Annotated in this window: 13 protein-coding genes; all 13 read left to right on the plus strand. The window is 59.4% G+C overall.

Features of this window, described 5'->3' with window-relative positions:
- Window positions 1-11: 11 nt before the first annotated feature.
- On the plus strand, window positions 12-1,652 hold the full coding sequence (locus AOA60_RS08945) for a flagellar hook-associated protein 3 (RefSeq protein WP_099584109.1): 1,641 nt from the start codon (window positions 12-14) through the stop codon (window positions 1,650-1,652).
- Between the two features lie 276 nt (window positions 1,653-1,928).
- Window positions 1,929-2,858 (plus strand): ketoacyl-ACP synthase III, encoded by a 930-nt coding sequence (locus AOA60_RS08950; RefSeq protein ID WP_099584110.1) that lies wholly within the window; start codon window positions 1,929-1,931, stop codon window positions 2,856-2,858.
- 265 nt (window positions 2,859-3,123) lie between these two features.
- A complete protein-coding gene (locus AOA60_RS08955; RefSeq protein WP_099584111.1) occupies window positions 3,124-4,557 on the plus strand; it encodes a flagellin in 1,434 nt (477 codons plus the stop codon).
- Between the two features lie 74 nt (window positions 4,558-4,631).
- Window positions 4,632-4,982 (plus strand): flagellar protein FlaG, encoded by a 351-nt coding sequence (locus tag AOA60_RS08960; protein ID WP_099584112.1) that lies wholly within the window; start codon window positions 4,632-4,634, stop codon window positions 4,980-4,982.
- Window positions 4,983-5,062: 80 nt separating this feature from the next.
- Window positions 5,063-6,454, plus strand: coding sequence for a flagellar filament capping protein FliD (gene fliD, locus AOA60_RS08965; RefSeq protein ID WP_099584113.1), 1,392 nt, complete (start codon window positions 5,063-5,065; stop codon window positions 6,452-6,454).
- A gap of 141 nt (window positions 6,455-6,595) precedes the next feature.
- Window positions 6,596-7,000 (plus strand): flagellar export chaperone FliS, encoded by a 405-nt coding sequence (gene fliS / locus AOA60_RS08970; protein ID WP_099584114.1) that lies wholly within the window; start codon window positions 6,596-6,598, stop codon window positions 6,998-7,000.
- Window positions 7,001-7,026: 26 nt separating this feature from the next.
- Entirely contained in the window at window positions 7,027-7,323 is a 297-nt protein-coding gene (fliT, locus tag AOA60_RS08975) for a flagellar protein FliT (RefSeq protein WP_099584115.1), read from the plus strand.
- 170 nt (window positions 7,324-7,493) lie between these two features.
- Window positions 7,494-8,969: a sigma-54 dependent transcriptional regulator gene (locus AOA60_RS08980; RefSeq protein ID WP_099584116.1), complete on the plus strand. Its 1,476-nt coding sequence runs from the start codon at window positions 7,494-7,496 to the stop codon at window positions 8,967-8,969.
- 110 nt (window positions 8,970-9,079) lie between these two features.
- A complete protein-coding gene (locus AOA60_RS08985; protein ID WP_099584117.1) occupies window positions 9,080-10,291 on the plus strand; it encodes a PAS domain-containing sensor histidine kinase in 1,212 nt (403 codons plus the stop codon).
- A 6-nt stretch (window positions 10,292-10,297) separates the two neighbouring features.
- Window positions 10,298-11,674: a sigma-54 dependent transcriptional regulator gene (locus AOA60_RS08990; protein WP_099584118.1), complete on the plus strand. Its 1,377-nt coding sequence runs from the start codon at window positions 10,298-10,300 to the stop codon at window positions 11,672-11,674.
- A gap of 128 nt (window positions 11,675-11,802) precedes the next feature.
- A complete protein-coding gene (fliE, locus tag AOA60_RS08995; RefSeq protein ID WP_099584119.1) occupies window positions 11,803-12,132 on the plus strand; it encodes a flagellar hook-basal body complex protein FliE in 330 nt (109 codons plus the stop codon).
- Window positions 12,133-12,148: 16 nt separating this feature from the next.
- Window positions 12,149-13,933: a flagellar basal-body MS-ring/collar protein FliF gene (gene fliF / locus AOA60_RS09000; RefSeq protein ID WP_099584120.1), complete on the plus strand. Its 1,785-nt coding sequence runs from the start codon at window positions 12,149-12,151 to the stop codon at window positions 13,931-13,933.
- Window positions 13,926-14,945, plus strand: a complete 1,020-nt coding sequence (gene fliG, locus AOA60_RS09005) for a flagellar motor switch protein FliG (RefSeq protein WP_017735208.1) — start codon at window positions 13,926-13,928, stop codon at window positions 14,943-14,945. The genes fliF and fliG overlap by 8 nt, the downstream gene beginning before the upstream one ends.
- The last annotated feature ends 4 nt before the right edge of the window (window positions 14,946-14,949 follow it).

Raw genomic sequence — 14,949 nt, forward strand, 5'->3', positions numbered from 1 at the left:
AGTCTGGGACGATGCGCATTTCTACACAGCAGTATTTCGACACCAGTGCCAGCAAGTATCAGAACAACTATTCGGGTGTGGTGCAGGCCCAGCAGCAAGCGAGTTCCGGCGTGCGTGTGCAGACCGCTTCGGACGATCCGGTGGCTGCCCAGCGTTTGCTGATGCTGCAACAGCAGAAAGACATGCTGTCGCAGTACAGCGGCAATATCACCAGTATCCAGAACAAGCTGACCAACGAAGAAAGCATCCTGGATGCGATCAACACCACAATCCAGGCCGGCAGCCAACTGGCGCTGCGTGCCGGCGGCGTGACCAGCGATGCTGACCGCAAGTCCATTTCGGTCGAAGTGGGCGCGCTTGAGGATCAACTGTTGGGCTTGCTCAACAGCAAGGATTCGGCCGGCAACTACCTGTTCTCCGGCTCCAAGACCGACACGCCGCCGTACTCGCGCAACAACGATGGCACTTACAGCTATCAGGGTGATGAGAACGAGCTCAGCCTGCAGGTTTCCGAGACCCTGACGGTGCGCACCGGCGATACCGGCAAGACGATCCTGGAAGGGGCGGTCAACACCAGTCGCACCCAGGCCAATTACCTCGCGCCGACCGCTGCGCCGGTGGCGCCGGCGATTTCGCCGCCGTTGGTCGACGACCACAAGGTCGCTATATCGAGCGGCCTGGTCACGTCGGGCTCCGACTACACCCGGCAGTTTGCCGATGGCCAGCCGTACAAGCTGACCTTCACCAGCAGCACCCAGTACGTCATTACCGACAAAGACAACAACGACATTACGTCGCAGGTTGACGGTAACGGCACGTTCGACTCCACCAAGGAAGGCAGCGCCAGCGTCAACCTGCGCGGCGTCAAGTTCGATATCACGGTAGACCTCACCGACCGCGCCACCGGGCCTGATGCCGATGCGCTGGTCAAGGGGCGTGAGTTCAGCCTCAGCGCCAAGCCTGATGGGTTCAACATCGCGCGGACCGCGAGCAACACGTCCAGTGCGCAATTGACCAACGCCAGCGTCAGCAGTGCGGCCAGCTATTCGAGCACCTTTCCCAACAGCGGCGTATTGATCAAGTTCGACGACACCGACCCGAACGCCTATAAGGTCTATGCCCAGCCGTACACTGCTGGCAGCAAGCCGATTGTGGACAATGGCGTGGTCACCCCTGGCACCGGCACCCCGCCGGGCCCGAGCACCATCACGGCAGCGGGCGTCACCTTCGAACTGAGCGGTACGCCGAACGTCGGCGATCAGTTTTCGGTAGGCAACACCACCCAGAAAACCCAGAACGCCCTCGATACCCTGGGCCAACTGCGCAAGGCGTTGGAACTACCGGCGGACGGTATTCCGGGGGCGCGGGTCAAGCTTCAGAACGCACTGAACGCTGCGGTCAGTAACCTCACCAGCTCGGCCGACCAGGTGGACAACGTGCGTGGCTCCATCGGTGCGCGGGAGAATGCGTTGACGGTGCAGGCCAGCGCAAACGCCAGCATCAGTTTGGCCAACAACACCACCATGAGCGCCTTGGCCAACGTCGACATGGGCGAGGCGGCGATCAACCTGACGCTGCAGCAAACCATGCTCGAAGCCTCGCAGCTGGCCTTCGTGAAAGTCTCGCAGTTGAGTCTGTTCAACAAGATGTAAGTGGCTTCAAGTCAAGCGGCCCGCTCTGGAAACAGAGCGGGCCGTTGTCGTTTCTGGGGCTAAATTGTTGAAACGTTTTGCATAAAGCACACAAAATTGAGTGACCTGTGAGTCATAAAGCGCATCTTCACTGTATCGTGTGAAAAGGATAAGTCGTCACAGGGTCCTTGCGGGGCGGCTTTCAGCGAGATTGTTATGGGGTTATCCCCTTTATTGTCAGCACTCCGGGCGCAGTCCTCGGGGTGTTCTCCAGCTATTTAGTATTGGGAAGCCACAATGATTGGCATAAAAAGCATCGCCAGTTACGTGCCGGCAGACGGGATCGATAACTACGCCCAGGGTGCCAAATTCGCCAAGGATGAAGAATTCATCATTGGCAAGATCGGTTCGGCGTTCCTGCCGCGCAAGGAAGCCGCCCAGGAAACTTCCGATCTGTGTGTCGAGGCGGTCAACGCTTTGTTTGCCAACAACCCGGACCTGAAGCGCGAATCGATTGACGCGCTGATTGTCGTCACCCAGAACGGTGATGAAGAGGGTTTGCCCCACACCGCCGCCATCGTCCAGGACAAGCTGGGCCTGCCGACGCATGTGGCGGCCTTTGATATTTCCCTGGGCTGCTCCGGCTACGTCTACGGCATCTACGCGATGAAGGGCTTCATGGAAGCCACCGGCCTGAAAAACGGCCTGCTCATCACCGCCGACCCCTATTCGAAGATCGTCGACCCGGAAGACCGCAACACCACCATGCTGTTCGGCGATGCCGCCACCGCCACCTGGATGGGCGAAGACGCGCCGTGGTTGCTGGGCAAGTCCAAGTTCGGCACCGACGGTTCCGGCGCGCCGCACTTGAAGGTCAGCGATGGCGTGTTCTTCATGAACGGCCGCCAGGTGTTCAACTTCGCTTTGCTCAAGGTGCCCGCGCATCTGCATGAGCTGCTCAACGAGTCGGACCTCAAGGCCGATGAGATCGACGCGTTCTGCATCCACCAGGGCAGTGCAGCGATTGTCGACGCCGTGGCGCGCCGCTTTGAAGATGCACCCGTGGAGAAGTTCATCAAGGACATGGTCGAGACCGGTAACACCGTGTCGTCGAGCATTCCACTGCTGCTGGAAAAGCATGTGATGGACGCCACCTGGAAGCGCGTGGCCATCAGCGGTTTTGGTGTGGGCCTGTCGTGGGGTTCGGCGATTTTGTATCGCCCGTGACCCTTTGGCAGGGCCTATAAAAAAACGCCGATGATCGAGAGATCATCGGCGTTTTTTATTTGGCGCCAGAAACACCAATGAAATAGGGGGGTTGCGTCTGCGTAAACCCTTGAATTGCAAGGGGTGGCACGGCGCCAGTAAAAAAAATCAAAAAAATCCTCAAGCAACTGCCCACCACGACGATAACTATTACGTAGGTTCTCAGGCCACACCCGGCGGTTGCCAGGGCCGGAAGCCGCAGTATCCATCCAACGAGGATTTCGTCATGGCTTTAACAGTAAACACCAACATTGCTTCGATCACTACTCAGGGCAACCTGAACAAAGCTGGCGGCGCCCTGGCCACTTCCATGCAGCGCCTGTCTTCCGGCCTGCGTATCAACAGCGCTAAAGACGACGCTGCCGGCCTGCAGATCGCTAACCGCCTGACCAGCCAAATCAACGGCCTGGGCCAAGCAGTAAAAAACGTGAACGACGGTATCTCCATCGCTCAGACCGCTGAAGGCGCGATGCAGGCTTCGACCGACATCCTGCAAAAAATGCGTACCCTGGCTCTGTCTTCCGCTACTGGCTCCCTCAGCGCTGACGACCGTAAGTCGAACAACGACGAATACCAGGCTCTGACTTCGGAACTGACCCGTATCTCGCAAACCACTACTTTCGGTGGCCAGAAGCTGCTGGACGGTTCGTACGGTACCAAGGCCATTCAGGTTGGCGCCAACGCTAACGAAACCATCAACCTGAGCCTGGAAAACGTTGCAGCCGACAAAATCGGTTCGCAGCAGATCAAAAGCACCGCGATCGTACCAAGCACCACCGGTGTTGCCGCAGGTACTATCAACGTTACCGGTAACGGCCAGACTGCTGCAGTCGCTGTAGCTGCTGGTGACTCCGCTAAAACCATCGCCAGCAACATGAATGGCGCTGTCGGTGGCCTGACCGCTACTGCAAGCACTGAAGTACAGTTCGGCGTTGCCGCCGCTGCTGCAACTACTCCAGCTAACTTCGACCTGAAGATCGGTACGCAAACCGTTAGTTTCGTCGGCGTAAGCAGCACTCAGGATCTGGCTGACCAGCTGAAATCCAACGCTGCTAAACTGGGCATCAGCGTTAACTTCGACGAATCCAAGAGCACTCTGTCGGTTAAATCCGACTCCGGTGAAAACCTGACTTTCGTGACTGCCGATGCTGGCGCGATCGCAGCCATCACTGTCAACCCTAAAGACGGTGCCGGCGCATATGCAGCTGCTGGCGTTGCCATCGCTGTAGGCACCATCGTTACCGGTCAAGTATCCCTTGACTCCGCCAAGAGCTACGCTCTGAACGGCGACGGTGTAGACGGTCTGTTCGCAGCCGGCGCACTTGAAACTGCCTCCTCGGTTAAGAAAACCATCGCTGACACCGACGTGACCGACACCACCAAGGCACAAAACGCCCTGGCCGTGATCGACAAGGCCATCGGCACCATCGACAGCGTTCGTTCGGGCCTGGGTGCTACCCAGAACCGTCTGACTACCACTGCAGACAACCTGCAGAACATTCAGAAGAACTCCACCGCTGCACGTTCCACCGTTCAGGACGTCGACTTCGCTTCCGAAACCGCCGAACTGACCAAGCAACAAACCCTGCAGTCGGCTTCCACCGCGATCCTGTCGCAGGCTAACCAGCTGCCATCCGCTGTACTGAAGCTGCTTCAGTAATCCCAGCGCTTGGTAACTAACGGAAGGGCGCGTCTACGTGCCCTTCCGTTTTTTCGGTTTAGAGGAGATTGGACATGGACATGAGTGTAAAGCTGAACCAGTCTTATCCGCCGGTTGCACCTCAAAGCGCACCTGCCAAGGTAGTGACTGACAACAGTGTCAAGAATGTCCAGGCAACGCCCGCGATCAGCCAAGAGCCCGCACGCGCCGACCTGGAAAAAGCAGTAACCGATATTCGTGATTTCGTTCAGGCCACTCAACGTAGCCTGGACTTTTCCATTGATGACTCCACCCACCGCGTGGTGGTCAAGGTCATCAATACCGACAATGGTGAAGTGATTCGCCAGATTCCGTCGGAAACAGCCTTGAAGCTGGCACAGAACCTCAGCAGCGCAAGCAACTTGTTGTTTGACGACAAGGTCTGAGCTGGCATGAAACTTGTTGCTGTCTGGTCTTGAAGCGTAATAAGTCAAGATAACGGCAGCCACCGAACAGGAGATAGATGATGGCGGGTTCAACGGTAAGTGGTATCGGTTCGAACATCGATACGCAAGCGATCGTGAAGTCCTTGGTGGACGCCGAAAAGGTGCCCAAGCAGACGCAGATCAATACCGCGTCCCAGAAGGCGACCACCACGCTGTCTTCGATCGGCAAGATTCAGGCGGCGCTGGATGCCTTCCGGGGCGGTCTCGACTCCATGGCCAAGGACAGCAGTTTTACTGGTTTGACCGGTACGTCTTCGGATGAAAAGACAGCGACCATGACGGCCAGCAACACCGCTTCCAACGGTAGTTTTCGGCTGATCGTCGATCAGTTGGCGCAGGCTTCCAAGTTGTCGAGCAAAAACTTTCCCGGCGGCACTTCGACGGTTGTCAATGCTACGAATAAGCCGACGACGCTGACTATTACTCAGTCCAGCAAGGCATTTGATGTCAGCGTTCCAGCGGGGGCGACCCTGCAACAGGTGCGCGATTCGATCAACACTCAGTTTTCGACGTCGGGATTGAGTGCAAACATTTTGACTGACTCCAACGGGTCTCGATTGATCCTCACGTCGACCAACATGGGCACCGGCTCGGACCTTACGTTGTCGGGCACCTCCGGTCTGGATGTGGGGGCTACCGTGGTTGATGTACCTCAAGATGCGAAATACAGCATTGATGGGATTGCCGCGGTCTCCAAGAGCAACAATATTGAAGGTGCACTCAGTGGAGTGAACATCAAGTTGGTCGCTGCCTCGACCTATAAGACCGGTACTTCTGGCGACAAAAACGCCACCTTGATCACCGTCAGTACCAACAACACGGCGCTTAAGTCTGGGGTCAAAGGTTTCGTTGACACCTATAACGCCCTGATCAGCGCGATGAATGCCGAAACCAAGGTCACCAAGAACCTGGATGGCTCCACCACGCCAGCAACGCTGACGGGTGATTCGACCATGCGCTCCCTTCAAACCGCTATTCGTAACGCGTTCAACGAGTTGTCGGGTACCGGTACGCTCAAGTCCCTGGCCCAGTTTGGTGTCAGCACTAACTCGACCACTGGCTTACTGACGATCGATGACAAAAAATGGGATACAGCGGTCAAGACCAATGCCGCCGATATCAACAGCATGTTTAGCGGCCCGGATGGCATGCTGGCGCGCATGAAGAGTGCGACTGATGATTTCGCCAAGTCTTCAACGGGGATTCTGGCGACGCGTTCCACCTCACTGTCCGATAGTCTGAAAGATCTCTCAAAGCAGCAAGACAGCTTGAATGAACGCATGGACCTGCTGACCAAGAGCCTCTCCGACAAATACAACGCCATGGACACCCTGGTCGCCCAATTGCGCCAGCAAAGCACCAGCGTTATGACCACGCTCAACGCCTTGAACAATCCAAAGACCAATACTTGATCCCCTGCTGACCAAAAAAAGGCCAGGCACTCTGCCTGGCCTTTTTTTATCGCGGGACGACGGGGCTAAAGCTTTTTGCGAACCCGTCGACATATTGGTTACTAGAATCCTTTTCGCTGTCGCCTGTCACGAGGTAGAAACATGAATCCCATGAGAGCCCTTCGCCAATACCAGAAGGTCAATTCCCATGCTCAGATCTCCGAAGCCAGCCCGCATCGCCTGGTGCAAATGCTGATGGAAGGCGGGCTCGACCGTATGGCCCAGGCCAAGGGCGCGCTGGCGCGTGGCGACATCGCCCAGAAGGGCCTGATGCTCGGCAAGGCCATCGACATCGTGATCGGCCTGCGCGACGGCCTGGACGCGGAAAAGAGTGATAACCCGGCTTACGTCCAACAGCTGGAGAGTCTGTACGCCTACATGACCAACCGTCTGATGGAAGCCAACCTGCATAACGACGTCGACATGATCGACGAAGTGGCTCGTTTGATGATTACCGTTAAAGAAGGCTGGGATGCGATTGGCGCCCCACAGGCCACCGCAGAATAAGGCCTGGGTGCCTTGAGGAACACGTCATGAGCCACGCACTGCAACGCATTGATGAAACCCGTGAGGCGCTGATGGGCGCGCTGGCGGACCGTAACTGGGACGCCATCGGCGAGCTGGATATGGGCTGTCGCGACGTGATCGAGCAGGTGCTCAGTGAGGCGCCGGTAGACGAAGATGCGTTGCGTGAGAAGCTTGAGAGCCTGTTGGCGGTCTACCAGCAATTGCTGCAGGTGACGACGGGCGAAAGGCAGGCTATTTTTGAAGAGATGTCGCAGATCAACCAAGCTAAAAATGCGTCAAAGGTTTACCATCTGTTCGGCTGAATGGCTCAGTTAATCCGAACGGCGCGTCATATATTTGACTGTGCTCGCATTTTTGACTTAACTAGTGCTGTTTTCAGATTTCAGACGTCTAGTAGGGTAAGAAGTCTTACAGGCGCCTCGATTGCCCTCAATCTCGGGGCAGGAAGTTTTACTAGGGAAGTTGCTATTGCATGTGGCGTGAAACCAAAATTCTGCTGATCGATGACGATAGCGTCCGCCGCCGCGACCTGGCGGTGATTTTGAATTTTCTTGGCGAAGAAAATCTGCCCTGCGGTAGCCATGACTGGCAGCAGGCGGTCAGCTCGTTGTCATCGAGCCGTGAAGTCATTTGTGTGCTGATCGGGACGGTAAACGCTCCAGGCGCTGTTTTGGGCTTGTTAAAGACACTGTCTACTTGGGATGAGTTCCTTCCCGTGTTGCTGATTGGTGATATTTCTTCTGTCGAGCTGCCGGAAGACCAACGCCGCCGCGTACTTTCCAGCCTGGAAATGCCCCCCAGCTACAGCAAATTGCTGGATTCCCTGCACCGTGCCCAGGTCTATCGCGAGATGTACGACCAGGCCCGCGAGCGCGGTCGCCACCGCGAACCCAACCTGTTCCGCAGCCTCGTCGGCACCAGCCGCGCCATCCAGCACGTGCGCCAGATGATGCAGCAAGTGGCCGATACCGACGCCAGTGTGCTGATCCTCGGCGAGTCGGGCACCGGCAAGGAAGTGGTCGCACGCAACCTGCACTACCACTCCAAGCGCCGCGACGGGCCATTCGTGCCGGTCAACTGCGGGGCGATCCCGGCAGAGCTGCTTGAAAGTGAACTGTTCGGCCATGAGAAGGGCGCCTTTACCGGGGCGATCACCAGCCGTGCCGGGCGTTTCGAGCTGGCCAACGGCGGCACCCTGTTCCTCGACGAAATCGGCGACATGCCGCTGCCGATGCAGGTCAAGCTGCTGCGCGTGTTGCAGGAGCGCACTTTCGAGCGCGTGGGCAGCAACAAGACCCAGAGCGTCGACGTGCGCATCATTGCCGCTACCCACAAGAACCTTGAAAGCATGATTGAGGTGGGCAGCTTCCGCGAAGACCTCTACTACCGCCTCAACGTCTTCCCAATCGAGATGGCCCCGCTGCGTGAGCGCGTGGAAGACATCCCGCTGCTGATGAACGAACTGATCTCGCGCATGGAACACGAAAAGCGCGGTTCGATTCGCTTCAACTCTGCCGCCATCATGTCCCTGTGTCGCCACGGCTGGCCGGGCAACGTGCGCGAGCTGGCCAACCTGGTGGAGCGCATGGCGATCATGCACCCGTACGGTGTGATCGGCGTGATCGAGTTGCCGAAGAAATTCCGCTACGTCGATGATGAAGACGAGCAGATGGTCGACAGCCTGCGCAGCGACATGGAAGAGCGTGTCGCCATCAACGGCCACACGCCGGACTTTGGTTCAACCGCCATGCTGCCGCCCGAAGGCCTGGACCTCAAGGACTACCTCGGCAACCTGGAACAAGGCTTGATCCAACAGGCCCTGGACGACGCCAACGGCATCGTCGCCCGCGCCGCCGAGCGCTTGCGCATCCGCCGAACCACCCTGGTGGAGAAGATGCGCAAGTACGGCATGAGTCGTCGGGAAGGCGATGAACAGGCGGATGATTGACGCCTGATTCCAGAGACCGCTGATTTATCAGCGGTTTTTTTTCGGCACAAGTATTGCTACAGCCCTCGCAACGTTCCGTTTAACTGACGGTCAGCCAGCGAGAGAGCATGATGCCCCACGCCGCCCAGCAATCTTCCAGCCCCTCTATCCCGGGGCTTATTCCCTCTGTGGAGCAGCAAAGCCGTCAGGGTCTCGAACAGGCTTTTTCGCTGTTCAACCAGATGTCGAGCCAATTGACTGACTCCTACAGCCTGCTCGAAGCCCGCGTCTCGGAGCTTAAAGGCGAGTTGGAAGTGGTGAGCGCCCAGCGCATGCAGGAGTTGGCCGAGAAAGAGCGCCTGGCCAACCGTCTGCAAAACCTGCTGTCGCTGCTGCCCGGTGGGGTGATTGTCATCGATGACCAGGGCCGCGTGCGCGAGGCCAACCCTGCGGCCTGCGACATGCTCGGCCTGCCGCTGGAAGGCGAGTTGTGGCGCCATGTCATCACCCGTTGCTTCGCGCCGCGTGAAGATGACGGTCACGAAATCTCCCTCAAGGACGGGCGCCGCCTGTCCATCGCCACCCGTTCCCTGGACGCGGAGCCGGGGCAATTGGTGTTGCTTAATGACTTGACCGAAACCCGTCACTTGCAAGACCAATTGGCGCGCCACGAGCGCTTGTCATCATTAGGGCGGATGGTCGCTTCTTTGGCGCATCAGATCCGCACGCCGCTGTCGGCGGCGTTGATCTACGCCAGTCATTTGACTGATGAGCAATTGCCTGTCGCCACCCAGCAGCGGTTTGCCGGCCGTCTCAAGGAGCGTCTGCACGAACTGGAGCACCAGGTGCGCGACATGCTGGTGTTTGCCCGCGGCGAATTGCCGCTGACCGACCGCGTGACACCCGCCCACCTGATGCAGGCTCTGCAAGCGGCTGCGAGCACCCATATTCAAGACACTCAGGTGCGCTGGCAGTGCGACAGCCACCTCGGCGAGCTGCTGTGCAATCGAGACACCCTGGTGGGCGCGCTGCTCAACCTGATCGAAAACGCTATCCAGGCCAGCGGCCCGGGTGCCCGGCTCAAGGTCCACCTGTATAGCCGCGAGCAAACCTTGCGCCTGTGCATCAGCGACAGCGGCGCCGGCATCGACCCTGTGGTGCTCAAGCGCCTGGGCGAACCCTTCTTCACTACCAAGACCAACGGAACCGGCCTCGGCCTGACCGTGGTCAAGGCCGTGGCCCGTGCCCATCAGGGAGAATTGCAACTGCATTCCCGACTGGGGCGTGGCACCTGTGCACTGATAAGCCTGCCGCTGTTTTCATGCGCGGCAGGCGCGGAGTAAAAAGTAATGGCTATCAAGGTTCTGTTGGTGGAAGACGATCGCGCCCTGCGTGAAGCATTGGCTGACACGCTGCTGTTGGCGGGCCATGACTACCGGGCGGTCGGTTCTGCCGAGGAGGCCTTGGAGGCGGTGGAGCAGGAAACCTTCAGCCTGGTGGTTAGTGACGTGAACATGCCAGGCATGGACGGCCACCAATTGCTGGCCCTGCTGCGTGCGCGCCAACCGCAACTGCCGGTGTTGCTGATGACTGCCCATGGCGCCGTGGAGCGCGCGGTGGACGCCATGCGCCAGGGCGCGGCGGACTACCTGGTCAAGCCCTTCGAACCCAAGGCGCTGATCGAACTGGTCGCGCGGCACGCCCTGGGCGTGATCCCCGCCAGCGAAGGCGAGGGCCCGATTGCCTTCGAGCCGGCCAGTGCGCAATTGCTGGAGCTGGCGGCCCGCGTGGCGCGCAGTGATTCCACGGTGCTGATTTCCGGCGAGTCCGGCACCGGCAAGGAAGTGCTGGCGCGTTATATCCACCAACAATCCACTCGCGCCAAACAACCGTTCATCGCCATCAACTGCGCGGCGATCCCCGACAACATGCTGGAAGCCACCTTGTTCGGCCATGAAAAGGGCTCGTTCACCGGCGCCATCGCGGCCCAGGCGGGCAAATTCGAACAGGCCGACGGCGGCACCATCCTGCTGGACGAAATCTCGGAAATGCCGCTGGGCCTGCAAGCCAAGCTGCTGCGCGTGCTGCAAGAGCGCGAAGTGGAGCGCGTGGGCGCACGCAAGCCGATCCAGCTGGACATCCGTGTGGTCGCCACCACCAACCGTGACCTCGCCGGCGAAGTGGCGGCGGGGCGCTTTCGTGAAGATCTGTTCTACCGGCTTTCGGTATTTCCCCTGGCCTGGCGCCCGCTGCGTGAGCGCCCAGCGGACATCGTCCCGCTGGCCGAGCGGCTGCTGAACAACCACGTCAAAAAAATGAAGCACGCCCAGGCGCGACTGTCGGCCGAGGCGCAAGCCTGCCTGATCAGCTATCCCTGGCCGGGCAACGTGCGGGAACTGGACAACGCCATCCAGCGCGCGCTGATTCTGCAGCAGGGCGGTTTGATCCAGCCCCAGGATTTCTGCCTGTCCATGGGCAGTGGTGCGGCGCCATTGCCTGCCTTGGCGCCTGCGCCCGTTGTTGCCGAGGCGGAGCCCGGCGGTGCCCTGGGCGACGACCTGCGTCGCCGCGAATTCCAGATGATCATCGACACCCTGCGCGCCGAGCGCGGCCGCCGCAAAGAGGCCGCCGAGCGCCTGGGCATCAGCCCGCGCACCCTGCGCTACAAGCTGGCGCAAATGCGTGACGCCGGGATGGACGTGGAAGCGTATCTGTTCGCCACCTGACCGGTAACAAGGTCGACAAGGTTTGTCGCCTTTTCTTACGACTTGATACAGAGCTGGCACCCTTGTTGCTACCTCCCCTAGTAATCGCTGCGTAGTGTCAAAAATTTGCGGGTTGGAGAGAGAAGTTCATGAGCCAGGGTATTGAGTTCAATCGATTGATGTTGGATATGCGCTCCATGCAAATGGATGCCATGGCTCAACCGAAATCCGTCGCGCCAGCGCCGCAATTGGGCCAAAGCAGCTTCGCCGACATGCTCGGCCAGGCCATCAACAAAGTCAGTGACACCCAGCAAGCCTCCAGCCAGTTGGCCAATGCATTTGAGATCGGCAAAAGCGGCGTGGACCTCACCGATGTGATGGTCGCCTCGCAAAAGGCCAGCGTCTCCTTCCAGGCTCTGACCCAAGTGCGTAACAAGCTGGTTCAGGCCTATCAAGACATCATGCAGATGCCGGTTTAAGGGCGAGATTTAAGTCATGGCAGAAGCAGTCTCCGACAACGTACCCGCCAAGGCAGATGGCAAGCCGCCGCTGTTTGGCCTGTCGTTCCTGGAAAACCTCTCGGAAATGACCATGCTGCGTCAGGTGGGCCTGATGGTCGGCCTGGCTGCGAGCGTGGCAATTGGTTTTGCCGTGGTGTTGTGGTCGCAACAACCCGATTACCGTCCGTTGTACGGCAGCCTGGCGGGCATGGATTCCAAGCAGATCATGGAAACCCTCGCCGCCGCCGACATCGCCTACACCGTGGAGCCCAATTCCGGCGCGCTGCTGGTCAAGGCCGATGACGTGGCCCGTGCGCGCATGAAGCTCGCCGCCGCTGGCGTAACGCCGTCCGACAGCAATATCGGTTTTGAAATCCTCGACAAGGACCAGGGCCTCGGGACCAGCCAGTTCATGGAAGCGACGCGTTACCGTCGTGGCCTCGAAGGCGAGCTGGCCCGCACCATCTCCAGCCTCAATAACGTCAAGGGCGCCCGTGTGCACCTGGCCATTCCGAAAAGCTCGGTGTTTGTGCGTGATGAACGCAAGCCAAGTGCTTCGGTATTGGTCGAGCTGTTCTCCGGCCGTTCCCTGGAGCCAGGCCAAGTGCTGGCGATCGTCAACCTGGTGGCGACCAGCGTGCCTGAGCTGAGCAAATCCCAGATCACCGTGGTCGACCAGAAGGGCAACCTGCTGTCGGATATGGCGGAAAATTCCGCGCTGACCCAGGCCGGCAAGCAGTTCGACTACAGCCGCCGCATGGAAAGCATGCTGACCCAGCGTGTGCACAACATCCTGCAACCGGTGCTGGGCAACGACCGCTACAAGGCTGAAGTGTCCGCCGACGTGGACTTCAGCGCGGTCGAGTCGACCTCCGAGCAATTCAACCCGGACCAGCCGGCCTTGCGCAGCGAGCAGTCCACCAGCGAACAACGCACCGCCGCCAATGGCCCGCCGCAAGGCGTGCCGGGTGCCCTGAGCAACCAGCCACCGGCCCCGGCCTCGGCCCCGCAAACCACCGGTGGCGCTGCTGCTGCCGCTGCTGCGATCCAGCCTGGCCAGCCATTGCTGGACGCCAACGGCCAGCAGATCATGGACCCGGCCACCGGCCAGCCGATGCTCGCACCGTACCCGGCGGACAAGCGTAACCAGTCCACCAAGAACTTCGAACTCGACCGTTCCATCAGCCACACCAAGCAACAACAGGGTCGCGTCAATCGCCTGTCGGTGTCGGTGGTGGTCGATGATCAGGTCAAGGTCAATGCGGCGGATGGCGCCGTTACCCGTGCGCCGTGGAGCGCCGACGAATTGGCGCGCTTCACCCGCCTGGTGCAGGACGCCGTCGGTTTTGACGCCAGCCGTGGTGACAGCGTCAGCGTGATCAACATGCCGTTCTCCGCCGAGCGTGGTGAAGTCATCGCCGAAGCGGCGTTCTACACCCAGCCGTGGTTCTGGGACATCGTCAAGCAAGTGCTGGGTGTGTTGTTCATCCTGGTGCTGGTGTTCGGCGTGCTGCGTCCGGTGCTCAACAACATCACCGGCAACGGCAAGAACAAACAACTGGCGGCGTTTGGTGGCAGTGACGTCGAGTTGGGTGGCATGGGCGGCCTGGACGGCGAACTGGCCAACGACCGCGTCAGCCTCGGCGGCCCGCAAAGCATCCTGTTGCCAAGCCCGAGCGAAGGCTACGACGCACAGTTGAACGCAATCAAAAGTCTGGTGGCAGAAGACCCGGGCCGTGTGGCCCAGGTCGTGAAAGAGTGGATCAACGCAGATGAGTGATAATCGAGCCGCTGTTGCCAAGCTCACCAAGGTCGACAAAGCCGCAGTCCTGCTGCTGTCCCTCGGTGAAACCGACGCCGCCCAAGTGCTGCGCCACATGGGCCCCAAAGAGGTTCAGCGAGTGGGCGTGGCCATGGCGCAAATGCGCAATGTGCACCGTGAGCAAGTCGAACAGGTGATGAGCGAGTTCGTCGAGATCGTCGGCGACCAGACCAGCCTGGGCGTCGGCTCCGACAGCTACATCCGCAAGATGCTCACCTCGGCCCTGGGCGAAGACAAAGCCAACGGCCTGATCGACCGCATCCTGTTGGGCGGCAATACCAGCGGTCTGGACAGCCTCAAGTGGATGGAACCGCGTGCGGTCGCCGACGTGATCCGCTTCGAGCACCCGCAGATCCAGGCCATCGTCGTCGCGTACCTCGACCCGGACCAGGCCGGTGAAGTGCTCGGCCACTTTGACCATAAAGTGCGCCTGGACATCATCCTGCGGGTGTCGTCGCTGAACACCGTGCAGCCAGCGGCCCTGAAAGAATTGAACACCATTCTGGAGAAACAGTTCTCCGGCAACTCCAACGCCGCACGGACCACCTTGGGTGGCATCAAGCGCGCGGCGGACATCATGAACTTCCTCGACAGCTCGGTCGAAGGCCAGTTGATGGACTCGATCCGCGAGATCGACGACACCCTGTCCGGCCAGATCGAAGACCTCATGTTCGTCTTCAACAACCTCTCCGATGTCGACGACCGTGGCATCCAGGCGCTGCTGCGCGAAGTCTCCTCCGACGTGCTGGTGCTGGCTCTCAAAGGCTCGGACGAAGGCGTCAAGGAGAAGATCTTCAAGAACATGTCCAAGCGTGCTTCGGAACTGTTGCGCGACGACCTGGAAGCCAAGGGCCCGGTGCGCGTCAGCGACGTGGAAACCGCGCAAAAAGAAATCCTCACCATTGCCCGCCGTATGGCCGAAGCCGGAGAAATCGTTCTCGGCGGGAAGGGCGGCGAAGAAATGATCTAAGGCG

Source organism: Pseudomonas sp. 2822-17 (assembly GCF_002742485.1).
GTDB lineage: Bacteria > Pseudomonadota > Gammaproteobacteria > Pseudomonadales > Pseudomonadaceae > Aquipseudomonas > Aquipseudomonas cyclaminis.